Annotated in this window: 20 protein-coding genes; 6 read left to right on the forward strand and 14 right to left on the reverse strand. The window is 67.4% G+C overall.

Going from position 1 to position 23771, the window contains the following annotated elements:
- The first annotated feature begins 59 nt into the window (after positions 1-59).
- Positions 60-1109, forward strand: a complete 1050-nt coding sequence (gene purM, locus RT697_RS10110; protein ID WP_313698553.1) for a phosphoribosylformylglycinamidine cyclo-ligase — start codon at positions 60-62, stop codon at positions 1107-1109.
- Between the two features lie 233 nt (positions 1110-1342).
- Here the strand turns inward: purM and miaA are convergent, their stop codons facing one another.
- Positions 1343-2302, reverse strand: a complete 960-nt coding sequence (gene miaA, locus RT697_RS10115) for a tRNA (adenosine(37)-N6)-dimethylallyltransferase MiaA (RefSeq protein WP_313698555.1) — start codon at positions 2300-2302, stop codon at positions 1343-1345.
- 1 nt (position 2303) lies between these two features.
- Positions 2304-4316 (reverse strand): DNA mismatch repair endonuclease MutL, encoded by a 2013-nt coding sequence (gene mutL, locus RT697_RS10120; RefSeq protein WP_313698557.1) that lies wholly within the window; start codon positions 4314-4316, stop codon positions 2304-2306.
- Positions 4317-4415: 99 nt separating this feature from the next.
- Here mutL and RT697_RS10125 point away from each other — a divergent pair, with 99 nt between their 5' ends.
- Entirely contained in the window at positions 4416-5054 is a 639-nt protein-coding gene (locus RT697_RS10125; RefSeq protein WP_313698559.1) for a VTT domain-containing protein, read from the forward strand.
- A gap of 99 nt (positions 5055-5153) precedes the next feature.
- Here RT697_RS10125 and RT697_RS10130 read toward each other — a convergent pair whose 3' ends face one another.
- On the reverse strand, positions 5154-6536 hold the full coding sequence (locus RT697_RS10130; RefSeq protein WP_313698561.1) for an N-acetylmuramoyl-L-alanine amidase: 1383 nt from the start codon (positions 6534-6536) through the stop codon (positions 5154-5156).
- Positions 6464-7003, reverse strand: coding sequence for a tRNA (adenosine(37)-N6)-threonylcarbamoyltransferase complex ATPase subunit type 1 TsaE (gene tsaE / locus RT697_RS10135; RefSeq protein ID WP_313698592.1), 540 nt, complete (start codon positions 7001-7003; stop codon positions 6464-6466). The genes RT697_RS10130 and tsaE overlap by 73 nt, the downstream gene beginning before the upstream one ends.
- Before the next feature lie 161 nt (positions 7004-7164).
- Here tsaE and fumC point away from each other — a divergent pair, with 161 nt between their 5' ends.
- Complete coding sequence (fumC, locus tag RT697_RS10140) at positions 7165-8562, forward strand: class II fumarate hydratase (protein WP_312437702.1); 1398 nt, start codon at positions 7165-7167, stop codon at positions 8560-8562.
- A gap of 70 nt (positions 8563-8632) precedes the next feature.
- On the opposite strand, the gene RT697_RS10145 is transcribed toward fumC, so the two are convergent.
- Complete coding sequence (locus tag RT697_RS10145; RefSeq protein ID WP_313698563.1) at positions 8633-9532, reverse strand: AEC family transporter; 900 nt, start codon at positions 9530-9532, stop codon at positions 8633-8635.
- 242 nt (positions 9533-9774) lie between these two features.
- Between RT697_RS10145 and RT697_RS10150 the strand changes: the two genes are divergently transcribed.
- The gene (locus tag RT697_RS10150) at positions 9775-10767 is read left to right on the forward strand and encodes a tripartite tricarboxylate transporter substrate binding protein BugE (protein ID WP_313698565.1); all 993 of its coding nucleotides are present in this window, start codon (positions 9775-9777) and stop codon (positions 10765-10767) included.
- A 90-nt stretch (positions 10768-10857) separates the two neighbouring features.
- Here RT697_RS10150 and RT697_RS10155 read toward each other — a convergent pair whose 3' ends face one another.
- Positions 10858-11778, reverse strand: a complete 921-nt coding sequence (locus RT697_RS10155; RefSeq protein ID WP_313698567.1) for a LysR family transcriptional regulator — start codon at positions 11776-11778, stop codon at positions 10858-10860.
- Between the two features lie 137 nt (positions 11779-11915).
- Here RT697_RS10155 and ggt point away from each other — a divergent pair, with 137 nt between their 5' ends.
- On the forward strand, positions 11916-13679 hold the full coding sequence (ggt, locus tag RT697_RS10160) for a gamma-glutamyltransferase (protein WP_313698569.1): 1764 nt from the start codon (positions 11916-11918) through the stop codon (positions 13677-13679).
- Positions 13680-13787: 108 nt separating this feature from the next.
- On the opposite strand, the gene RT697_RS10165 is transcribed toward ggt, so the two are convergent.
- The 4 genes from RT697_RS10165 to RT697_RS10180 form a co-directional block, all read right to left on the reverse strand.
- Positions 13788-15179, reverse strand: a complete 1392-nt coding sequence (locus RT697_RS10165; protein ID WP_313698571.1) for an APC family permease — start codon at positions 15177-15179, stop codon at positions 13788-13790.
- A gap of 387 nt (positions 15180-15566) precedes the next feature.
- Positions 15567-16694 (reverse strand): CoA transferase, encoded by a 1128-nt coding sequence (locus RT697_RS10170; RefSeq protein ID WP_313698573.1) that lies wholly within the window; start codon positions 16692-16694, stop codon positions 15567-15569.
- 13 nt (positions 16695-16707) lie between these two features.
- On the reverse strand, positions 16708-17691 hold the full coding sequence (locus tag RT697_RS10175; RefSeq protein WP_313698575.1) for a tripartite tricarboxylate transporter substrate binding protein: 984 nt from the start codon (positions 17689-17691) through the stop codon (positions 16708-16710).
- A 69-nt stretch (positions 17692-17760) separates the two neighbouring features.
- A complete protein-coding gene (locus tag RT697_RS10180; protein WP_313698577.1) occupies positions 17761-19461 on the reverse strand; it encodes an acyl-CoA dehydrogenase family protein in 1701 nt (566 codons plus the stop codon).
- A gap of 122 nt (positions 19462-19583) precedes the next feature.
- Here RT697_RS10180 and RT697_RS10185 point away from each other — a divergent pair, with 122 nt between their 5' ends.
- Complete coding sequence (locus RT697_RS10185; protein ID WP_313698579.1) at positions 19584-20504, forward strand: LysR family transcriptional regulator; 921 nt, start codon at positions 19584-19586, stop codon at positions 20502-20504.
- A 3-nt stretch (positions 20505-20507) separates the two neighbouring features.
- Here RT697_RS10185 and purU read toward each other — a convergent pair whose 3' ends face one another.
- The 4 genes from purU to pdxH all read right to left on the reverse strand — a co-directional run bounded on the left by purU (position 20508) and on the right by pdxH (position 23732).
- A complete protein-coding gene (gene purU / locus RT697_RS10190) occupies positions 20508-21362 on the reverse strand; it encodes a formyltetrahydrofolate deformylase (protein ID WP_175184080.1) in 855 nt (284 codons plus the stop codon).
- A gap of 41 nt (positions 21363-21403) precedes the next feature.
- Entirely contained in the window at positions 21404-22513 is a 1110-nt protein-coding gene (locus RT697_RS10195; RefSeq protein ID WP_313698581.1) for an NAD(P)/FAD-dependent oxidoreductase, read from the reverse strand.
- Complete coding sequence (locus RT697_RS10200) at positions 22510-23034, reverse strand: flavin reductase family protein (protein ID WP_313698583.1); 525 nt, start codon at positions 23032-23034, stop codon at positions 22510-22512. Before RT697_RS10200 ends, RT697_RS10195 begins: the two co-directional genes overlap by 4 nt.
- Before the next feature lie 68 nt (positions 23035-23102).
- Positions 23103-23732 (reverse strand): pyridoxamine 5'-phosphate oxidase, encoded by a 630-nt coding sequence (gene pdxH, locus RT697_RS10205; protein ID WP_313698585.1) that lies wholly within the window; start codon positions 23730-23732, stop codon positions 23103-23105.
- Between the last annotated feature and the right edge of the window lie 39 nt (positions 23733-23771).

Consider the following 23771-nt stretch of genomic DNA (forward strand, 5'->3'; position numbering starts at 1 on the left):
AAAATGCAGGGCGTTCCACCAAAATCCCAGCAATTGTTACATACCCCACGGCATTTCTCATGACGAACCAACCTAAAGCCCCCCTGACCTACCGCGACGCCGGTGTCGACATCGACGCAGGCGACGCCCTGGTCGACCGAATCAAACCCCTTGCCGCGCGCACCATGCGCCCCGGGGTGCTGGCCGGTATCGGCGGCTTTGGCGGCCTGTTCGAAGTGCCCAAGACGTATAAGGAGCCGGTGCTGGTGTCCGGCACCGACGGCGTGGGCACCAAGCTGCGCCTGGCCTTCGACTGGAACCGCCATGACACGGTCGGCATCGACCTGGTCGCCATGAGCGTCAACGACATCCTGGTGCAGGGCGCCGAGCCGCTGTTCTTCCTGGACTACTTCGGCTGCGGCAAGCTGTCGGTGGACACGGCGGCGGCAGTGGTGGGCGGCATTGCCAAGGGCTGCGAATTGTCGGGCTGCGCGCTGATCGGCGGCGAAACCGCCGAAATGCCGGGCATGTACCCGGACGGCGAATACGATCTGGCCGGCTTCGCGGTGGGCGCGGTGGAAAAGTCCAAGATCATCGACGGCAAGTCCATCAAGGCGGGCGACGTGGTCCTGGGCCTGGCCTCCAGCGGCGCGCACTCCAACGGCTACTCGCTGCTGCGCAAGATCCTGGAGCGCGCCGGCGCCAAGCCGGACGACGACTTCCACGGCCAGAAGATGGTCGACGTGGTCATGGCCCCGACCCGCATCTACGTCAAGCAGGTCCTGGCCGCGCTGGCCAAGCACGGCACGGCGATCAAGGGCCTGGCCCACATCACGGGCGGCGGCCTGCTGGACAACGTGCCGCGCATCCTGCAGGACGGCCTGGCTGCCAAGCTGCACCGCGACGCCTGGGAAATGCCCAAGCTGTTCCAGTGGCTGCAGGAGCAGGGCGGCGTCGAGGACACCGAGATGTACCGCGTCTTCAACTGCGGCATCGGCATGGTGCTGGTGGTCGACCCGGCCCAGGCCGACGCCATTGCCGCCACGCTGCGCGAGCAGGGCGAGACCGTCAGCAAGCTGGGCGAGATCGTACCCCGGGAAGCCGGCATGGCGCAGACCTTCGTGGTGTGACGCCGCGGCGATAGTGCTGCAATGAAGATGACCGCCGTGAGGCGGTCATTTTTTTGTGTCGTGTGAGCACGTCTGGGCGGCATTCAAAGGTGTCTGACACCCCAACGAGAACGACTTCCCCCTGCGATGCCGTCTCAGGGGGTGTCAGACACCTTTGAATGCAGGAAGCCGGTCTCGTAGGGGTGTCAGACATGCATGCCGCGAGCGCCGCAGCCCGTCAGCCCGTAAGCCCGTCAATCCGCCAGCGCCACCGCCACCGCGTCGATCGTCTGCGCGACGGCGTCGGCCGCCAGGCAGTCCACGATCACGCGCTCGGGTTGGGCGCGCAACCAGGTGATCTGGCGCTTGGCAAGCTGCCGCGTCGCGGCGATGCCCTGTTCGCGGGCGGTTTCCAGGTCGATTTCGCCGTCCAGGTGCGCCCACATCTGCCGGTAGCCGACGCAGCGCACCGACGGCAAACCCGGATGCAGATCGGCGCGCGCGTGCAGGCCGCGCACCTCGTCGAGCAGGCCTTGCCGCAGCATGGCGTCAAAGCGTTGTTCGATGCGCGCGTGCAGCGCGGCGCGGTCCGAGGGTTCCAGGCTGATGGTCAGGTAGCGGTTGGCGTCGTCGTCCGGTTTGCGCTCGGCCCGCTGCAGCAGCGCCGACATGGGCTGGCCGGACAGCTGGCAGATTTCCAATGCGCGCTGGATGCGCTGGCTGTCGTTGGGCGCCAGGCGCGCGGCGGTGATGGGGTCCAGCACCGCCAGCTCGGCGTGCAGCGCGGGCCAGCCCAGGCGGGCGGCGCGCGCTTCCAGTTCGGCGCGCAGGGCCGGATCGGCCTGCGGCAGGTCGTCCAGGCCGTCGCGCAGCGCCTTGTAGTACATCATCGTGCCGCCCGCCAGCAGGGGAATGCGGCCGCGCGCGCGGATCTCGCCGATCAGGCGCAGCGCATCGGCGCGGAATTCCGCGGCCGAGTACGACTGCGCGGGGTCCAGGATGTCCAGCAGATGCTGCGGCACGCGGGCCTGCTCGTCCGCCGAGGGCTTGGCGGTGCCGATGTCCATGCCACGGTAGATCGTGGCCGAATCCACGTTGACGATCTCGAGCGGCCAGCGTTCGGCGAGCGCCAGCGTGGACGCGCTCTTGCCGGCCGCGGTGGGGCCGGCCAGGCAGATGACCGGGAGCGATGCGGGGGATCGTGAAGACGGCAAGCTATTGTCCGCGCAGAAAAAGCTTGTCCAGGTCCGACATGGACCACTGCACCCAGGTGGGCCGCCCGTGATTGCACTGGTCGGCCCGTTCCGTGGTTTCCATCTGGCGCAGCAAGCCGTTCATCTCTTCAAGCGTGAGCTTGCGGTTGGCGCGGACGGACCCGTGGCAGGCCATGGTCGAGAGCAGTTCGTTGCGCTGTTCGGTGAGCAGTCGCGAGACACCGACGGCGCCCAGGTCGCGCAGCACGGCACGGGCCAGGGTTTCGATGTCGCCACGGGCCAGGATGGCCGGCACCGATCGCACGGCGATCGAGGTGGGGCCGGACGGGCGCATCTCGAAGCCCAGGTCGTTCAGTTGTTCCTCGAACTCCTCGATCAGCGCCACGTCCTTTTCCTGGGCGTGGAACACCACGGGCACCAGCAGGTCCTGGCGCGGCAGGCTGCGCGCGTCCAGGGCCTGCTTGAGCTGTTCGTAGACCACGCGTTCGTGGGCGGCGTGCATGTCCACCAGCACCATGCCGCGGCGGTTCTGCGCCAGGATGTAGACGCCGTGCAGTTGCGCCACCGCCATGCCCAGCGGGTGTTCTTCGTCGGCGGGCAGCGGGGCGGGCGCCGGTGCTGCTTCACGCAGGGGTGCGGTGCGGGCCGCGGTGTCGTCGGTCAGCGGGCGATAGAGCGATTGCCAGTCGGCGGCGGGAATGCCGGCCGGTTCGGCGTGCAGGCGGAACGGAACCTGGGTGTGCGGGCGCTGGGCGGCGGGCGAGGGGCGCAGGCCGTAGGCGGCGCCGTTGCCGTTGCCGCTGCTTGCGCCAGGATATGCGCCGGCATTCGAACCGCCGGCCGTGGCGCCGTTCATTCCGCCGTTCATGCCGCCATAGCCCGGGCGCGGGGATTCCGTCGCGGACGGTGTCGCCGGGGGGTAAGCCGGTGTGGCGGAATCGGTCGAGGCAGCTTCGCCAGCCGGGCGCGCCACGGTTTCAAATTCGGCGTCTTCAGCGTGTCCCGCAGGCGCAACGGCTGACGAGCCGCCCATCTGGGCCAGCGTCTGGCTGACCGCGTGCGAGACAAAGCGGTGCACGGCGCCGCTGTCGCGGAAACGGACCTCGTGTTTGGCCGGGTGGACGTTCACATCTACGGCGGCGGGGTCGATGTCCAGGAACAGCACGTACGCGGGCTGGCGGTCGCCGTGCAGCACGTCGGCATAGGCGGCGCGCAGCGCATGGCTGACGGTGCGGTCCCGCACGTAGCGGCCATTCACATAGAGGTACTGGCGGTCGGCGCGGGCGCGGGCGGCGGTCGGGCGGGTAATCATGCCGGCAAGGCTGACCGTGCCGACCGAATGCGACAGCAGCAGCCCGTGCTCGGCGAATTCGGCGCCCAGCACGTCGCGGATGCGCTGCGGCGGGTCCGCCGGCAGCCACTGGCGCTGCGCGCGGTCATGGTGGAACAGACGGAAGGCGATCTGCGGGTGCGCCAGCGCGATGCGCTCCATGGCGTCGACGCAATGGCCGAATTCGGTGGCTTCGGAGCGCAGGAACTTGCGGCGGGCCGGCACGGCGTCAAACAGCTGGCGCACGTCCACCGTGGTGCCGGGCGGGCCGGACGCGGGGCCGACCTGCATGCTGCCCGCCTCGATCTGCCAGGCGTGGTCGCCGTCGCGGGTGCGGGAAATGATGGACACCTGGGCCACCGAAGCGATGGACGCCAGCGCTTCGCCGCGGAACCCCATCGAGGCCACCGATTCCAGCTCGTTCAGCGAGCGGATCTTGCTGGTGGCGTGGCGGGCCAGCGCCAGCGGCAGCTCTTCGGGGGGGATGCCGCCGCCATCGTCCGTAACGGCGATGCGCCGGATGCCGCCGCCTTCAAGGCGGACCTCGATGGCGCGCCCGCCCGCGTCGATGGCGTTTTCAAGGATTTCCTTGAGCACGGACGCGGGGCGCTCGATGACCTCGCCAGCGGCGATCTGGCTGATCAGCAGGTCGGGAAGCGCAAGGATGGAACGACGTTCGGTCATGAGGCCCAGATCTTATGTAGCAGTGCGGACGATTTTAGCGTCATGCCCCGGTCGGCTATAGTCGCTGACAAATTCCCATCGGATATCGGGGCCGCTTCAATGCTTGAGTTTTTCAATATGGTGCTTCACATCGACCAGACGCTTGGCCTTTGGGTCGAGCAGTACGGCGTGTGGGTGTATCTGGTGCTGTTTCTCATCGTCTTCGCGGAGACGGGGCTGGTCGTGATGCCCTTCCTGCCGGGCGACTCGCTGCTGTTCATCGCCGGGGCCTTCGGGGCGACGGGGCATATCGACCCGGTCCTGATGTCGGTGCTGCTCATCGTCGCCGCCGTGACCGGCAACTCGCTGAACTACGCCATCGGCCGTTACATCGGACCGCGGGTGTTCTCGATGAACCTGCGCTTCCTGGACCGCGGCGCGCTGATGCGCACGCACGCGTTCTACGAAAAGCACGGCGGCAAGACCATCGTCATGTCGCGCTTCATCCCGGTGGTGCGCACTTTTGCGCCCTTCGTGGCGGGCGTGGCCGAGATGTCGATGGCGCGCTTCCAGCTGTTCAACATCACGGGCGCGCTGCTGTGGGTGATCAGCCTGGTGGCGGCGGGTTACTTCTTCGGCAACATCCCGATCGTCCGCGATCACCTGAACACCATCGTGCTGATTGGGCTGGCGGCGGCCGTCGTGCCGGTGGTGGCCGCGGCCGTCCTCAAGCTGGTGCGCGCGCGCCGCACGCAATAGCGTCCGCGCCCGCTCGAACAAAAAAGGCTATGCGCCGGAAGGTGCATAGCCTTTTTTCGTGGACCCGGGACTGGGCCTGGACGCGGGGCCGAAACCCGCCTAGCTCAGGTCGCCCAAACGGGCGAGCGGCGGATTGGCCGTGAAGTAGCGCTGGATGCCAGTCATCATGGCCTGCGCCAGCTTGTCCTGGTGCGAGGAACTGCGCAGCAGCGCCTCTTCCTGCGGATTGCTGATGAAGGCGGTTTCGACCAGCACCGACGGGATGTCGGGCGCTTTCAGCACGGCAAAGCCGGCCTGTTCGACGCTGTTCTTGTGCAGGCGGTTGATCTTCTTGATTTCGTCCAGGAAGGCGTTGCCGACCTTGAGCGAGTCATTGATCTGGGCCGTGGTGGACAGGTCCAGCAGCACCTTCGCGACCTGTCGGTCGTGGCTGCCCAGGTTCACGCCGCCGATCAGGTCGGCCGCGTTTTCCTTGTCGGCCATCCACCGGGCCTGCGCGCTGGTGGCGCCGCGCTGGGACAGCGCGAACACCGACGAGCCATTGGCCGTGGGCTTGACCCAGGCGTCCGCGTGAATCGAGATGAACAGGTCCGCATGCACGCGGCGCGCCTTCTGCACGCGCACGTGCAGGGGCACGAAGTAATCGTCGTCGCGCGTCAGGTAGGCGCGCATGTAGGGCTGGCTGTCGATCAGCGCCTTCAGGCGCCGCGCGATGCGCAGGACCACGTCTTTTTCGCGCAGCCCGGATTTGCCGATGGCGCCCGGGTCTTCGCCGCCGTGGCCCGGATCCAGCGCGATGGTCAGCATGCGCGGCTTGCCGCGGCTGGCCGTGGCGGGGGGCTTGGGCGGGGTGGGCAGGGCGGGCGCCGGCTGCTGGCCGCGCACGCGCGGCGGCTCGGGCGGATCCGCGCGGGTCACCGGGTTGCGCTGGATGTCTTCGAGGATGCGCGCCAGCGGATCGTCCACGTCGGGACCGCTGGACTTGTTCAGGATCGCGATCAGCGGATCCTGCGCGATCTTGGGATACAGGTCGAGCACCAGACGGTACTGGTAATCGGCCACCGGCTTGAGCGTGAACACCTGCGGCGCCACGGGCTGCTTCAGGTCGAACACCAGCCGCACCACGTTCGGGCGATTCTGCGCGACGCGCAGGCTCTGGATGTAGGGATCGTCAGGCCGGACCTTGGAGACCAGATCGTTCAACGCGGCGCTGATGGTCAGTCCCTCGATATCGACCACCAGACGGTGGGGATTTTCGAGGGTGAATTGTTCGGCCTTGAGCTCGCTGTCGAGTTCCAGCGTGACCCGGGTGTATTCGTCGGCCGGCCAGGTGCGGACGGCCAGGATCGTTGCAGCCTGCGCCAGCCGAGGCACGACCGGCAGGACGAGCAAGGTGGCGGCGACGCTGATCAGGCGTCGGCGGGTGGCGCCTGCCGAGGGGAGGGCGCCTTCAGGGGCGGGGGGACAATCGCGTTCAACCATGTTTGTCCTCGAGCGGTGTACGCGGTCAGGCTGGCGTCACGTCCGTCGCCTGCATAGTCCAGGCAGATCAGCAGGTCGGGCGGGGGCAAAAGACCCTCCGCCCGCTCCGGCCATTCGATCAAAACGACTGCTTCGTCACGCAGTAAATCCCGGAATCCTGCGTCCAACCATTCGCGCGAATCACTAAATCTATAAAAATCAAGGTGATAGAAGTATAAGTTAGAAACTTTATAGGATTCAAGCAGCGCGTAGCTTGGGCTCTTGATTCGGCCTGTGATGCCGCTTTCCCGCAACAATGCCCTGGAGAAGGCCGTCTTTCCTGCCCCGAGGTCCCCTCGAAGGTGGATACATGCGCCTGGCAGGCCGGTTTTGGCGCCGGTCACCATGGGGGCAAGCTGGCGTGCCAGCGCCTCGGTGGCGGCTTCGTCGGGCAGGTGCAGAGTCAGGGTGGCGAGGGGGGCGGACATGGCGCGGGAGCAGTGGTAAAAAACGAGGATCGGAGCACAGATGGGAGCAATTATAGGAATGCGGGTTTCTGCTAACCTATAACGATTGCTATTCTCAATAATGTCGCGACTCACGGCTTTCCGCCGCCCGCGACTGACGCCGCCACGGAGTTGTACGCGCCATGAAGACCCGCATCGAAAAAGACACGTTTGGCCCCATCGAGGTGCCGGAAGACCACCTGTGGGGCGCCCAGACGCAGCGCTCCCTGCATTTCTTCGCGATTTCCACCGAGAAGATGCCGGAGCCGCTGGTCAATGCGATGGCGCGGCTCAAGCGCTCGGCGGCAAAGGTCAACGCCGACCTGGGCGAGCTGGATCCCAAGATCGCCGATGCGATCATGCGCGCCGCCGACGAGGTGGTCGCGGGCAAGTGGCCCAACGAGTTTCCGCTGTCCGTCTGGCAGACCGGTTCGGGCACGCAAAGCAACATGAACATGAACGAGGTGCTGGCCAACCGCGCCTCGGAACTGCTGGGCGGCGTGCGCGGCGAAGAGCGCAAGGTGCACCCGAACGACCACGTCAACCGTGGGCAGTCGTCGAACGACACCTTCCCGACCGCGATGCACGTGGCGGCCGCCGTGGAAGTCGAACACCGCCTGCTGCCGTCGCTGAAGGCGCTGCGCGCCACGCTGGCGGCCAAGAGCGCCAAGTTCTACGACATCGTCAAGATCGGCCGCACCCACCTGCAGGACGCCACGCCGCTGACGCTGGGCCAGGAACTGTCCGGCTACGTCGCGCAGCTGGATCTGGCCGAACAGCAGATCCGCGCCACGCTGCCGGGCCTGCACCAGCTTGCCATCGGCGGCACCGCGGTCGGCACGGGCCTGAATGCGCACCCGCAATTCAGCGCCAAGGTGTCGGCCGATCTGGCCCATGCCACCGGCACGGCGTTTGTCTCGGCGCCCAACAAATTCCAGGCGCTCGCATCGCACGAAGCGCTGCTGTTTGCCCATGGCGCTCTTAAGTCGCTGGCGGCGGGCCTCATGAAGATCGCCAACGACGTGCGCTGGCTGTCGAGCGGTCCGCGTTCGGGCCTGGGCGAGATCAGCATTCCCGAGAACGAGCCGGGCAGCTCGATCATGCCGGGCAAGGTCAACCCGACGCAGTGCGAAGCCATCACGATGCTGGCCGCGCAGGTCCTGGGCAACGACGTGGCCATCAACATCGGCGGCGCCAGCGGCAACTTCGAACTGAACGTCTACAAGCCGCTGGTGATCCACAACTTCCTGCAATCGGTGCGTTTGCTCACGGACGGCATGGCCAGCTTCGACCAGCATTGCGCCGCGGGCATCGAGCCCAACCACGAGCGCATCGCTGAACTGGTGGATCGTTCGCTGATGCTGGTGACCGCGCTGAATCCGCACATCGGCTACGACAAGGCCGCGCAGATCGCCAAGAAGGCGCACAAGGAAGGCCTGTCGCTGAAGGAATCGGCGCTGGCCCTGGGGTTTGTGACCGAAGCGCAGTTTGCCGAATGGGTCGTGCCGGGCTCGATGACGAACGCGCACAAGCCGTCGTAAGCCGCCCCGCGTTACCTACGTCATGAAGATGGCCGCCCTTGCCAGGGCGGCCATTTTTCTTGCGCGAAGGCTAGCCGCGGCCAGCCAGCAGCAGCCACACCGGGATCGTGACCGCCGAAAACAACGTGCCCAGCGAGATCAGCACGGCGACCATGCGGCCGTCGCCGCCCATGCGCATCGCCAGCACATACGCGGCCGACGCCGTGGGCAGCGCCGCGAACAGCAGCAGCATGCGCGCTTCGAGCGGGGGCAGATCGAGCAGGTGCGCCACCAGCAGCGCGACCGCGGGCAGCGCGACCAGCTTGACCGCCAGCATCCACGCGATCAGTGACCCATAGCCCTTGCCGCCTTCCCAGGCCAGGCTGGCGCCGACGCAGATGATGCCAAGCGCGAGCGCCGCCGCGCCCAGGCGCGCGAGCACCGTGTCCACGGGGCCCGGAAGCTGCAATCCCGCCAGATTGCATGCCAGGCCCAGCAGCGTGGAAATCACCAGCGGATTGCGCGCGAGCTCGCGCAGCAGATTGCCGCCGCTGTGGCGCGCCAGGCCGTAGACGGCGGCGACGTTGGCCATGGGCACCGCGAAGCCGACGATCAGCGCCATGACGGTCTGACCCTGCGCGCCCGCCAGGCTGGCCGACAGCGCCAGGCCGATATAGGTGTTGAAGCGGTACCCGCATTGCGCGGAGGAGGCGAGACCCAGCGACGAAGGCCGCAACGCCAGGCCCGCCAGCCAAGCCATCGCCACGCCGGCGGCAATGACCGCCGCGGTGGCCTGCAGCAGCAGCGCCGCGTTGCCCGCCGTGATGGGCGTACGCAGGATCGATTGGAACAGCAGCGCGGGGAACAGCACGAAGTAGACGAGGCGTTCCGTGCCGGCAAAGAACTCGCGTGAAAAACCCAATTTGTGTCGTAGCGCCCAACCCAGCGCGACCAGCATGAAATCGGGGAGAACCAGGAGTGCTACAGACATGGAGGCGTGGTTTTTCGTCGGGCGCCGGGAGGCGTCGGGCGCGCTATGCGGGTGTAAGCATTTGCTGCTATTCTCCGTCATTCTGGCGGGCGCGTGTGCCACAAGCAACCTATAAATGCGGCGTAGACACGCTGCGCACAAGCAATGCGCCCGCACCGTTATCTGCTGGTCCGTCTACAGGCGGGCACAACACACAACGGTCCGTCTACACACGGGCTCGCAATCTTGGAGGAAACACAACTATGAATAAGGTCCGCTCCCTGGCAGTGGCCATCGCCCTTGCTACCGGTGCCGCCGGCACGCTGGGCGTTTCGGTCGCGCACGCCGCAGACAAGTACCCCAGCAAGGCCATCCGCGTGATCGTTCCGTTCGCGCCTGGCGGTTCCACGGACATCATCGCGCGCCTCGTGACGCAGCGCATGAGCCAGGAACTCGGCCAGCCGATGGTCGTTGAAAACAAGGGCGGCGCCGGCGGCGCCATCGGTGCGTCCGAAGCCGCGCGGGCGCCGGCCGACGGCTACACGCTGTCCATCGCCACCGTCTCCACGATGGCCGTGAACCCCGCCTGCCGTCCGAAGGACCTGCCGTACGATCCGATCAAGGACTTCCAGCCGGTCACCAACTTCGCCAACACCGCCAACGTCGTGGCCGTGAACCCCAAGTTCCCCGCCAAGGACTTCAAGGGCTTCATCGAAGAACTGAAGAAGAACCCGGGCAAGTACTCGTACGGCAGCTCGGGCACCTGCGGCGTGCTTCACCTGATGGGCGAATCGTTCAAGATGGCCACCGGCACCGACATCGTGCACGTGCCCTACAAGGGTTCGGGCCCGGCGCTGGCTGATGCCGTCGGCGGCCAGATCGAAATCCTGTTCGACAACCTGCCGTCCTCGATGCCGCAGATCCAGGCGGGCAAGCTGAACGCCATGGCCATCGCGTGGCCCGAGCAGATCGGTACGATGAAGGGCGTGCCGACCTTCAAGGACGCCGGCTTCCCGGTCCTGAACCAGCCCGTCTGGTACGGCCTCCTGGCGCCCAAGGGCACGCCGATGGAAGTCGTGAACAAGCTGCGTGATGCCGCCGTCGTGGCCCTGAAGGACCCGAAGGTCATCAAGGCGCTGGACGAGCAAGGCTCGGCGCCGTCGGGCAACACGCCGGAAGAGTTCGCCAAGGAAATCCAGGAACAGTTCAACTGGGCCCAGGACGTCGTGAAGAAGCAGAACATCAAGCTGGACTGATGCTGCACGGGGCGGCTTGGTCTGCCCCGATCGACACAACAGCGGGCGCCTTCGGGCGCCCGTTGTGCTTTGCGGGCTGTGCGCGGCTTGTCAGGCGGGCGCGTCCAGCCCTTCCAGCAGCGCGGCGCAGGCCGCGCGCAGGCGTTCGATCAGGTCGCGGTGCAGCGCCGACAGCGGATCCTGGTTGCGCGTCATGATGCTGATCGGCACGCGCAGCGCCGGTTCCAGACGGCGCAGGGTCATGCCCGGACGCAGCATGGCACGCGCGGTGATGGCGTCGACGATGGCGTCGCCGCAGCCCGCATCGACCAGCGCGCAAGCCACGTAATGCGTCTGCACCTGGATGGCGACCTGCGGCGCCAGGCCCTGCGCATCCAGCGCCAGTTGCAGCAGGGCGCCGGACGCGTCGCCCGCGTCCAGCACGATGAGCGTGTCGCCGGATGCGGTGGCGTCCGCGATTTCAGACAATTCCGACAGTCTTAGCGGCCCATTCCCGGGCTTGCGGCTCAGGTGCACGAGTTCCGTGTGCCCCAGCCCCATGCGCGTCAGGCCGGGATAGTCATTCGTGTCGAACGTGATCGCCAGATCCAGCTCGCGCGTCAGCAGCCCTTGCACGAGTTCGGCGCTGTGGTGCGTGTGGATGTCGAAGGTGATGCCGGGCTGCGCTTTGCGGCTGTCGCGCACGACGCCCGGCAACAGCCCAAGTCCCAACGCCGGCGCGCAGCCCAGGCGCAGATGGCCGTGGGGCCGGTCGCGCAGGTTGGTCGCCAGCCTGCGCACGCTGTTCAGGTCCTGGCTCAGGCGCGCGATCTCGGGCGTGAGGATCTCGGCCTCACGCGTGGCGACCAACCGGCCCTTCACGCGGTCAAACAGCTTGAAGCCCAGCTGGCTCTCGGCATGCGCCAGCAGCTTGCTGGCGGCGGGCTGCGAAATGTGCAGCGCGGCGGCGGCTTCGGTCAGGGATCCGGTTCGGCGGATCGCTTCGAATATCTCGATGTGGCGCAGGCGCATGGCGCAGACGGGGGGAATCCGAAACCGCGATTCTAAGCCGGATGGCGCGCACCGGCAGCGGCTGAACCGCGACAGCGGCGCGGCCCTTTGACTATCATGGACGCCAGCCGGGTGTCCGGCGATCACCGGAGCCTTCCATGCGCCTACGCCGCCACGCCGCCCTGCTGCTCGCCGCCGCGATAGCCGGCCTGCCGTTCGTTTCCGCCAGCTGGGCGCGCACGCCGCCCGCGGCCGAAGACATCAATCCGGAAGCCGCCAGCGGCGTCCAGGCGCGCCAGCTGGTGCGCGCGCCGCATTTCATGATGGTGTCCGCCAACCCGCTGGCCAGCCGCGCGGGCGAAGCCATGCTGCGGCGCGGCGGCAGCGTGGTGGACGCCGCCATTGCCACGCAGCTTGTGCTGAACCTGGTCGAGCCGCAATCGTCGGGCATCGGCGGGGGCGCGTTCATGGTGCTGTATTCCGCGGCGGACGGCCAGATCCGCACCATCGACAGCCGCGAGACCGCGCCCGCGGCCGCGCGGCCCGACCGCTTCCTGGATGCCGAAGGCAAGCCGCTGCCCTTTGCGCAGGCCGTCAACAACGGCATGTCGGTGGCGGTGCCCGGCCTCCTGCGCGGTCTGGAAATGGCGCACAAGTCGCACGGCAAGCTGCCCTGGGCCGATCTGTTCCAGCCGGCCATCGAGCTGGCGGAAGGCGGCTTTGCGGTGTCGCCGCGCCTGAATTCGCTGCTGGCCGGCAACAAGGCGCTGCCGCAGCAGGCCGCGGCGGCCGCGTATTTCTATGCGCCTGATGGCGCGCCCTGGCCCGTGGGCCACATCCTGAAGAACCCGGACTTCGCGCGCACGCTGCGCGCGGTCGCCGAGCAGGGCGCCGACGCGTTCTACCAGGGCGACATCGCGCGCGACATCGTGGCGGCGGTGCAGAAGCATGAGAAGCCGGGCGACCTTACCCTTGCGGATCTTGCGGACTATCGCGCCAAGCCGCGCGATCCGGTGTGCGGCGCGTATCGGGGCTATCAGCTCTGCGGCATGGGTCCGCCCAGCAGCGGGCCCATCGCCGTCCTGCAGATGCTGGGCGAGCTGGAGCAGTTTCCGCTGAGCCGCTACGCGCCCGGCACGGCGCAGGCGGTGCATTATTTTTCGGAAGCCGGCCGGCTGGCCTTCGCCGACCGCGATTTCTACGTGGCGGACCCCGACTTCGTGCGCGTGCCGGTGCGCGCCTTGCTGGACCCGGCCTACCTGCGTGCGCGCGGCGCGCTGATCCAGCCGGACCGAAGCATGAAGGTCGCGCTGCCGGGCGACCCCGAGGGCAAGCTGCTGTCGCTGGGCAAGGACAACGCGCTGGAACTGCCGTCCACCAGCCACCTGGTTGCCGTCGACGCGCAAGGCAACGCGCTGACCATGACGACCACCATCGAAAGCGAATTCGGCAGCAAGATCTTCGTGCGGGGCTTTTTGCTGAACAACGAGATGACCGACTTTTCGTCGTCGTTCAAGGATCCCGAAGGCCGGCTCGTCGCCAACCGCATCGAGCCGGGCAAGCGGCCGCGCAGCTCGATGGCGCCGATGATGGTGCTGCGGGACGGCAAGCCTTACGTGCTGGTGGGTTCGCCCGGCGGCAGTGCCATCATCAACTACGTCGCCAAGACGCTCGTGGGCGTGCTGGACTGGAATCTGGACATCCAGGCGGCGATCGACCTGCCCAACATGGGCAGCCGCAACAAGGAAACCGAATTGGAGAAGGGCACGGCGCTGGAAGCGCTGGCGCCGGAACTGGAGCGCATGGGACACCCGGTGCGCATCACCGAGTTTCCCAGCGGCATCCACGGCATCGTCATCGATGCGAAGGGCCTGCAAGGCGGCGCGGACCCGCGCCGCGAGGGGCTGGCGGTGGGCGGCTGAGGCCGCGCTGCGGCGTCAAGCCCGGCCGGGACGCCCTCGACTGAGACGCTCGGCCGTGACGCGCTGCCGTGACGCGCGGTTGGGGCGCCCCGCCGAGGCGCCTCCTCGTCACTCCAGCGCCGATGGGTCCAGTTCCATCTTGGCCTCGCGGCGCCGCGCCAGCCAGGTCACGAACCACATCACGACACCCAGCAGCAGAAGCCAGCCGGCGACCTGATACTGGATCACGTCACGGCCCGTCAACGGCGTCACGAGGAACAGGCAGGCCGCGGCGCCCAGCCACGGGACGATGCGGTTGATGGAGAAGTGCTTGTGTTCGACCTTGTCGCGCCGCAGCACCAGCACCGCGACGTTCACGAACGCGAACACGCCCAGCAGCAGCAACGCGGTGGTGCCGCCCAGCGCGCGGATCGCCTGCGAATCGGCCAAGGCGACCAGGATGATCAGGCCGAAGGCCAGGGCCGTCGTGAACAGGATGGCCGTCCACGGCGTCTGGTTCTTGCGGTGTACGTGGGCCAGGAAGGACGGCAGCACGCCCTGGCGCGACATGCCGTACAGCAGGCGGCTGGCCATCATCATGTTGATCAGCGCCGAGTTCGCCACGGCGAACATCGAGATGATCGGCATGATGTATTCCACCGGCAGGCCGGGCGCGGCGCGCTTGACCACCAGCACCAGCGGCGTGCTGCTCTTGGCAAGCTCGCCCACCGGCACCAGCGCGACGGCGCAGATCGACACCAGCACGTAGATGACCGCCGTGATGCCCAGGCCGGTCAGCATGACTTTCGGAAAGATGCGGCTGGGATCGTGCGTTTCCTCGGCCATGTTGACCGAGTCCTCGAAACCGACCATGGCGAAGAACGCCAGCGCCGTTGCGGAGGTCACCGCCAGGAACACGCTCTTGTCCTCGGGCGTGTCGAATGCGACGACGCGCGAAAAGTCCGCCTGGCCGCCGGAGATGGCGTAAAAGCCCAGCACGATGACCATCAAGAGGCCCGACAGCTCGATCAGCGTGAGCACGACGTTGGCCCGCACGCTTTCGGCTGCGCCGCGCAGGTTCACCAGCATGACCAGCAGCATGAAGCCCAGCGCGCCGATCGTGATCCAGCGCTTCTCGGCCTCGATGCCCATGGCGGCGAACAGGTTTGCGGCAAAGGCCTGCGAGGCGGTCGCCGCCGACGTCAGGCCTGAGCACATGACGGTGAAGCAGACGATGAACGTCAGGAAATGCAGGCCGAAGGCCTTGTGGACGTAGAGCGCGGCGCCTGCGGCGCGCGGGTACTTGGTGACCAGTTCCAGGTAGGACAGCGCGGTCAGCAGCGCCACGCCGAAGGCGACCAGGAACGGCAGCCATGCCGCGCCGCCGACTTCGGCGGCCACTTGCCCTGTCAGCGCGTAGACGCCGGTGCCCAGGATGTCGCCAACAATGAATAGCAGCAGCAGCTTCGGGCCCATCACCCGTTTCAGCTGGCCGTGGTCTTGTGAGTCTGTCGTGGCCATAGTCTTTTATTTCCTCTTATGTGGCTCGCCTTTTATGTGGCTCGGGAAAGCGTGCAGATGCGACGCAAGAAGCAAAAAAAGTCTACGGCGGCAATCGGGCGGCTTGCTGAAACCAAATGTCTAAGTTGTTGCTCGCGCGGATGGCGACTTACTTGGGACGGTGTCAGACACCCGGGAAAGAGGCCGTCAGCCTGTGACAGCGGTTTCGGGGGTGTCAGACACCTGGGCGCCGCGGCTCACTCGAGCCGGTGATCTGAGGTGTCTGACACCCGCCAGAAACGATCGCCAAGCTGATAAGGCGCCGCGAGGGTGTCTGACACCCGGCCAAGTAGAAACGCTGCCTCAAAAAAAAGCCCGGCGGGCGCCGGGCGGGTCATCAACGCGGGCTCACTCCTGCCCAGCCGGCGGCGCCAGGTCCGGCGGCAGCTTGCGCAGCGTCGCAGGCGTGCGCGACAGCTTGATGGGTGAGCCCACGCCCTTGTAATCGCCCTGTTCCAGCACCATGCCGCGGTGCCGCGTATGCGGATGCGCCAGCGCCTGGTCCACCGTCTGCACGGCGGCGGCGGGTACGCCGGCGCGCAGCAGCCGGTCCGCAAGCGCGGCGGCCTCGTGGCGGGCCAGCAGCGCGGTGAGATCGTCGCGCAGGGCCTGACGATGGCGCAACCGGTCCGCGTTCGTGGCGTAGCGTGAGTCCTCGGCCAGCGCCGGCGCATCGAGCGTCTGCGCCAGCATCGCAAACTGGCGGTTGTTGCCCACGGCCAGGAAGATCGGCCCGCTGGCGGTCGGCAAGGTTTCGTACGGCGCGATGTTCGGGTGCGCGTTGCCGCTGCGCTGCGGCACCTTGCCGCTGTAGAAATAATTGGGCGCATGCGGGTGCAGCAGCGACAGCGCGCAGTCATACAGCGTGATGTCCAGGAACTGGCCCAGCCCGCTGCGCGTGCGCTCGTTGAGCGCTAGCAGGATTGCCACCGCCGCGTTCAGCCCCGTCACCATGTCCACGACGGGCAGGCCCACGCGGGTCGCTTCGCCGTCCGCGTCACCGTTCACGCTCATCAGCCCGCACATCGCCTGCGCGCAGGCGTCGTAGCCGGGCAACCCGCCCAGCGGGCCGTCCGAACCGAACCCGCTGACGCGGCAATGGATCAGCGCGGGAAACGCCGCCTTCAGGTCTTCGTAGCCCAGGCCCCACTTTTCCAGCGTGCCAGGCTTGAAGTTTTCGACCAGCACGTCGGCGTCGGCCAGCAGGTGGCGCAGCAGTTCCTGGCCGGCAGGCTGCGACAGGTCCAGCGTCATGCCGTCCTTGTTGCGGTTCACGCCGACAAAGTACGAGGCCGTCTCGCCCAGAAAGGGCGGACCCCAGCCGCGCGTCTCGTCGCCGCCCGGCGGCTCGATCTTCAGCACGTCGGCGCCGTGGTCGGCCAGGATCTGCGTGCAGTACGGACCGCCCAGCACGCGTGACAGATCGATCACCTTGCAGCCCGCGAGGGCGCCGGCATTGGGTAGGGTGTGAGCCATGGAATTCTTCGCGTCAGTCGATGGAAACATTGGCGCTCTGGATCAGCTCGCGCCACTTGGGGACTTCGGTGGTGATGAAGGTGGACAGGCCCTGCGGCGTCTTGTCCTGCGCTTCGACGATGCCCTGCATGCGCAGCGTCTGCTCGATCACGGGATCGGACAGCGCCGTCTTGAAGGCCTGGTTCAGCGTGTTCACCACGTCGGCCGGCGTGTCCTTGGGCGCGACGATGCCGAAGAAGACGCTGACGTCATAGCCCTTCAGCCCCTGCTCGGACAGCGTCGGCAGCTCGGGCAGCGCGTCGGAACGCTGCGCGCTGGCCAGGCCGATGGCGCGCAGCTTGCCTGTCTTGATGTACGGCAGCGCGGTCAGGATGTCGGTGAACGACATCGACACCTGGCCGCCCAGCAGGTCGTTCAGCGCCGGGCCCGTGCCCTTGTACGGGATGTGCATGATCTTGGTGCCGGCCATGCGGTTGAACAGGATGCCGGCCAGATGCGACGACGCGCCGTTGCCGGACGAGGCGTAGCTCAGCTTGTCCGGATTCTTCTGCGCGTAGGCGATCAGCTCCTGCATGTTGTTGGCAGGCACCGAGGGGTTCACGACCAGGATGTTGGGCAGGTGGCCGATGCGGATGATGGGCGCGAAGCTGGTCTCGGGGTTGTAGTTCTGCTTCTTGTACAGGCTGACGTTGATGGCCAGCGGGCCGGACGTGCCGAACAGGATGGTGTAGCCGTCGGGCTTGGCGGACGCCACGTATTCAGAGCCGATGTTGCCGCCCGCGCCGCTGCGGTTTTCGACGATGACGTTCTGCTTGAGCGGCTCGCGCAGCTTTTCGGCCAGGCGGCGCGCCAGCGCGTCGGTGGGGCCGCCGGGCGGGAAGGGCACGATGAGCGTGACCGGTCGCGCAGTGGGGTAGGCGTCTGCGGCAACGGCCGGCGTGGCCGCTACGACGGCCGTGGCGGCCGCCAGGAACAGTGGGGCGAAATAGCGTTTCATGCGTGTCTCCAGTGGATGGCGCGCCGGCTGTGCCGCCGGCGTCGGGTTGCTGCGGGGTGTCTGACGGGGTTACAGCGCGTACTGCAGGATGGCCTTGCAGGCAGCGCTTTCGTCAGGCGGAATGGCATAGGGATCGCGCGGCGCCAGGCGGTGCAGCAGCACCTGGTCGGCCAGCCGCGCGCGGCTTTCCAGGCCCGTGCCGGTGGCTTCCCAGCGCAACGCGGCCATGGACACCGCGTGATACAGCAGCGATGCGGCCTGGCGCGCCAGTTGCGCATGGTCGCCCTGCGCGGCGTGTTCCGCCAGCGCATAGGTCTTGTCCAGGGCGCTGGCTTGCAGATCGGCCAGTTCGGGCGGGCAGGGCGCGCCGTCGGCCAGCAGGCGGTCGATATGGCTGCGCAGCGCGGGCAGGGAGTTTTCTTTCTTGATGGCGCGCAGCACGTCCAGCGCGACGATGTTGCTGGTGCCTTCCCAGATGGACCCCAGATGCGCGTCGCGGACCAGGCGGGGTTCGGTGAATTCCTCGATGTAGCCGCAGCCGCCGCGCACTTCCATCGCGTCGCCGGTGACCTTGCGCGCGTCGCGGCAGGCGCGGAACTTGATCAGCGGCGTCAGGATGCGCGCCAGCGCGGGGTCCGCGGCGCCCTGATCGGCATCGGCCAGCGCGCGCGCCGTCTGGAACATCACGCTGCGCGCCTGTTCGGCCCACACGATCATCTTGACGAGCTGGCGTTGCATGAGCGGCATGTCGACGAGCCGCTTGCCGAAGGCGCGGCGGTGCTGCGACACGTAGACGGCCTCGGTGACGGCGCGGCGCATCAGGCCCGCGGCGCGCATGCCGTTGGACAGGCGCGAGTTGTTGATCATGTCGGCCATGTGCTTGAAGCCGCGGCCGCGTTCGCCCACCAGCCACGCCACCGCGCCTTCCAGGCGGATCTCGCCGCTGGCCATGGAGCGCGTGCCCAGCTTGTCCTTCAGGCGCAGGATGCGGTAGTGGTTGTGCGTGCCGTCCGCCAGATCGCGCGGCAGCAGAAACAGCGACACGCCCTTCAGGCCGGGATCCGTTTCGCTGCGGGCCAGCACCATCGCAAAGCCGGCGTCCGGGTTCGAGCAGAACCACTTGTCGCCGTGAATGCGCCACGTGCCGTCGTCCTGGGCCTCGGCTGTGACTTCCGTGGCGCTGACATCCGAGCCGGCGCCTTGTTCGGTCATGAACATGGCGCCCTGGCGCAGCGTGTCGAAATCCTGCGACGTCACCTGCGGCAGCACGCGTTCGACCAGGGCCGGGTCGCCGAACTTGCGCAGCGTGCGCGCCAGCGAGTCCGTCATGCTGACCGGGCAGCACAGCCCGAACTCCGCTTGCACGAAGAGATGGCTGAGCGCGTACTTGGCGGCCGCAGGCATGGGCTCGGGCCAGCCGAGCACGCCGCCCCGGTGGGACAGCGCGGCCAGGCCGAATTCGCTGTAGGCCAGGCGTTCCAGTTCTACGTAGGCCGGATGCTTGTCGATGCGGGACTCGTCCGTGCCGGCGCGGCTGCGCACGGACAGGGTGGGCGGGTGCTTGTCGGCCACGGACGCCAGCTCGTCCATCACGCCACCCGCCAGTTCGCCCAGCCGGCTCAGATGCGGCAGCAGATGCGCGTGCAGGGCTGGCGGCAGGTAGCGGCGGCTCAGCGCTTCGGCATACGGATCGGCGTCGAACAGGTTCAGCCCACGGGAATCCGGGACGGGCGTGGCGGTGGCGGCAACGGGCAAAACGGGGGTATCCATGGCGGCATCCGGGTCGAGACGGGGGAGATGTCCTATGGTGCGGGCCTTGATTTATCTATTCAAATACTGTTTTGATGTAGATCAATCCAAAAAAAATATAGATATGCCTTAAGGAGGGACATATGGACCTGGAGCCCCGGCTGCTGCGCTACTTCATCGCCGTGGCGGAGGAGCGCCATTTCAGCCGGGCGGCGGCGCGCCTGCACATTTCCCAGCCGCCGCTCAGCTACGCGATCCGCCAGCTGGAAGAGAACATCGGCGCGCGCCTCTTGGCCCGCACCAGCCGGCATGTCGAGCTGACCGGCGCCGGCCAGGCGCTGTACCACGAGGCCCTGATCCTGCTGCGCCAGGCCGAAGAGGTCCGCACGCTGGTGCGCCAGGTGGACGCGGGCCTGCGCGGCCGGCTGCGCATCGGTTTCGTGGGGTCCATGCTGTACCGGGGGCTGCCCGCGCTGCTGAGCGCCATGCGCACGGAGCTGCCCGACGTGGAGCACGTGCTGACCGAACTGAACTCGCACGACCAGATCGAGGCCGTGCGGCGCGGCGAGCAGGATCTGGGCTTCATCCACGCCAATCCGGTGCCGGACGGCGTGCAGGCGCGCGACCTGATGGCCGAGCCGTTCGTCGTGTGCCTGCCGGACGGGCATCCGCTGGCGCAGCGCACATCGCTGCAACTGGCGGAACTGGCGCAGGATGATTTCGTCTTCTTCGCGCGGGCGGCCTCGCCCAGCTATTACGAAACCGTGCTGGCCATGTGCGTGTCGGCCGGCTTCATGCCGGCGATCCGGCACGAGGTGCGCCACTGGCTGAGCGTGGCGTCGCTGGTGTCGCAGGGGTTGGGGGTGTCGATCGTGCCGGCGTGCCTGTCGCGCAGCGGGCTGGCGGGCACGCGGTTCATTGCGTTTGAACACGAGGCGCGCTCGATCAGCCAGGTGATCTGGCCCGAAGCGGCGCGCTCGCCCTTGCAGGAGCGCGCGGTGGCGCTGGTGGCGCAGGCGTTTCCGCCGTTGCAACCGCCCGCCGCGGTCCCGTCTAAGGCGTGAGGATCAGCGGAACACGACGGTCTTGTTGCGGTTCAGCAGGATGCGGTGTTCGACGTGGCTACGCACGGCGCGCGACAGCACCAGGGATTCGATGTCGCTGCCCACCTGGGTCAGGTCCTGCGCGGTCATCGTGTGGTCGACGCGCTCGATGTCCTGGTCGATGATCGGGCCTTCGTCCAGGTCCGAGGTCACGTAGTGGGCCGTGGCGCCAATGATCTTCACGCCGCGCGCATGCGCCTGGTGATAGGGGCGCGCGCCCTTGAAGCTGGGCAGGAAGCTGTGGTGGATGTTGATCGCGCGGCCGGTCAGGGCGCGGCACATGTCGGCGGAAAGGATCTGCATATAGCGGGCCAGCACGACCAGGTCGATGTTCGCCTCGTCGACGATCTTGAGCACCTGCTTTTCCTGTTCCAGCTTGGTGTCGGGCGTGACAGGCAGGTGGTGGAACGGAATGTTGTAGGTGGCGGCCAGGCCGGCGTAATCGTTGTGATTGGAGACGATGGCGGCCACTTCGGCATGCAGATGGCCGCTATGCACGCGGAACAGCAGGTCGTTCAGGCAGTGGCCCTGCTTGCTGACCATGATCAGCAGGCGTTCCTTGCGGCGCGCGTCGTGCAGCTTGAGCTCCATGCCGTAGTCGGCGGACATCGCGTCCAGGCGGGCACGCAGGTCGTCGGCGGAGGCGCCGACCGGCAGGTCGAAGTGCACGCGCAAAAAGAAGCGGCCGGTCTCTTCGTCGCCGAACTGCTGCGAATCCAGGATGTTGCAACCCAGTTCGAACAACAGGCCGCTGACGCGGTAGACGATGCCGGTGCGATCGGGGCAGGACAGGGTCAGGATGTAGTCGTTGTGCTGCATGGTGGAAATGGCTGAATAAGAAAGAGGGGAGCGGGCGGGGATCAGGCGGACAGGCGCGCCAGGGTTTCTTCCGCCAGGGCCAGGCTGGAGGTCAGCCCGGGGGATTCGATGCCGAACAGGTTCACCAGGCCGGGTACGCCGTGCACGGCGGGACCGGCGATGACGAAGTCCGCGGCCGGCTCGTGCGGGCCCGAGATCTTGGGCCGGATGCCCGTGTAGCCGGGCGCCAGCGCGTCGTCCGGCAAGGCCGGCCAGTAGCTGCGGACGGCTTCATAGAACACCTCGGCGCGGGACGGGTCCAGCGTGTAGTCCTCGGTGCCGACCCATTCGGTGTCGGGACCGAACTTGGCCTGGCCGCCCATGTCCAGCGTCAGGTGCACGCCCAGGCCGGCATGCTGGGGCACGGGGTAGATCAGCCGCGTGAACGGCGCGCGGCCGGACAGCGTGAAATAGCTGCCTTTGCACAGGTAATCGGTGGGGATGCTGGCAGGCGGCACGCCTTCGATGCGCCGCGCCAGGGCCGGCGCCTGCAGTCCGGCCGAGTTGATCAGCACGTTGCAGGTCAGCTGCATGGCGTCATCGCCGCCGAACTGCAGCTCAAAGCCGCCTTCGGGCCGCACACGACCCGACACGAGCGGCGTATGGAAGACGCACTGGGCGCCGGCGTTCTCGGCGTCGCCCTGGAACGACAGCATCAGCGCGTGGCTGTCGACGATGCCGGTGGACGGCGACACGAGTGCCGCGGTGCATTGCAGCGCGGGCTCCAGGCGCATGGCTTCTACGCCGGAGATGTATTGCAGGTCGTCCACGCCGTTGGCGCGGGCGCGCTGGGCGATGCCTTCCAGTTGCGTGGCCTGCTCGGGGCTGGTGGCGACGATGAGCTTGCCCAGCCGTTTGTGCGGCACGCCGCGCTCGGCGCAGTACGCGTACAGCAGATGCTTGCCGCGCACGCAGAGCCGCGCCTTCAGACTGCCGGCGGGGTAATAGATGCCGGCGTGGATGACTTCGGAGTTGCGCGAGCTGGTGCCGGTGCCGATGGCCTCGGTGGCCTCGGCCATCAGCACTTCGCGGCCGGACTGGGCCAGCGCGCGGGCAATCGCCAGCCCGACCACGCCGGCGCCGATGACGACGCAATCGACGTCGACGCTCATGATTTGGCCTTCTCGGCGCGCGTGCCGGCCGGCGTCAGGTCGAATCCGCCGGCGTGAAACACCAGCGGCGGCTCGCCGCTATGACCGCAACGTTCAACTTCTCCGACCATGATGACGTGATCTCCCTCGACATAGCGGCTGCGGTTGCGGCATTCGAACCAGGCGGCGCAGTGGCCGTCCAGCATCGGGGTGCCGCCCGGCGCGTAGTGCACCTGCAGCCCGGCATAGCGGTCCGGCGTCTTGCCGGTCGCGAAGCGCCGCGCCAGCGCAATCTGGTCCGCGCTCAGCACGTTCACGACGTAGCGCTCGCACTGTTCGAAAGCGTCCAGCGACGAGGAGCCCAGCGACAGGCTCCACAGCACCAGCGGCGGATTCAGCGAGACCGAATTGAACGAGCTGACTGTCAGGCCGATGGGAGCACCGTCCAGGCCGGCGGTCGTCACGACTGTCACGCCGGTGGCGTAGCGGCCCAATGCGGTGCGAAAGAAGACGGAGTCGAAATCAGGGGAGGAGGCGGACATGCAATAGACGGTTCGGTCGGGCGCGCGAGGCGCCCGGCGTGGGGACGCCCCGCGTCGGGGCGCCCGTATCAGGGGGACAGGCGTTCGATCTTCCAGTCCGCGCCGTCCGCGACATAGCGCAGGCGGTCGTGCAGGCGGGACGGCCGGCCTTGCCAGAATTCAAAGGCGGTGGGCTTCAGGCGATAGCCGCCCCAGTGCGGCGGACGCGGCGGCTGTTCACCGAAACGTTCGCGGAATTCCTTTTCGCGGGCTTCCAGCTCTTCACGGGTGATGGGCTGGCTCTGGCGCGACGCCCAGGCGCCGATGCGCGATCCGGTCGGGCGGCTGTGATAGTAGGCATCCGACTCTTCGGCGGCCACCTTTTCCACCACGCCCTCGATGCGGATCTGGCGCTCCAGCGGCTGCCAGAAGAACAGCAGGCTGGCGCGCGGTTCGGCCAGCAGGTCCAGGCCCTTGCGCGATTCGTAATTGGTGAAGAACGTGAAGCCCTGTTCGTCAAAGCCCTTGATGAGGACGATGCGGGCGCTGGGCTGGCCGCTGGCATCCACCGTCGCCAGGGTCATGGCGTTGGGTTCGGGCACCTTGGCCGCGAGGGCCTCGTCGAACCATCGGGTGAATTGCTCGAACGGGGAGCGGGCGGCCTGGTTTTCCAGGAGCACATTCTTTTCGTAGCTTTGACGCAGATCAGAGACGGACATGGTCTTAGGGGTTCAGCGTTGATAACAGGGAGTTTATAC

The organism is Achromobacter sp. (assembly GCF_032113835.1).
Classification (GTDB): domain Bacteria; phylum Pseudomonadota; class Gammaproteobacteria; order Burkholderiales; family Burkholderiaceae_B; genus Achromobacter.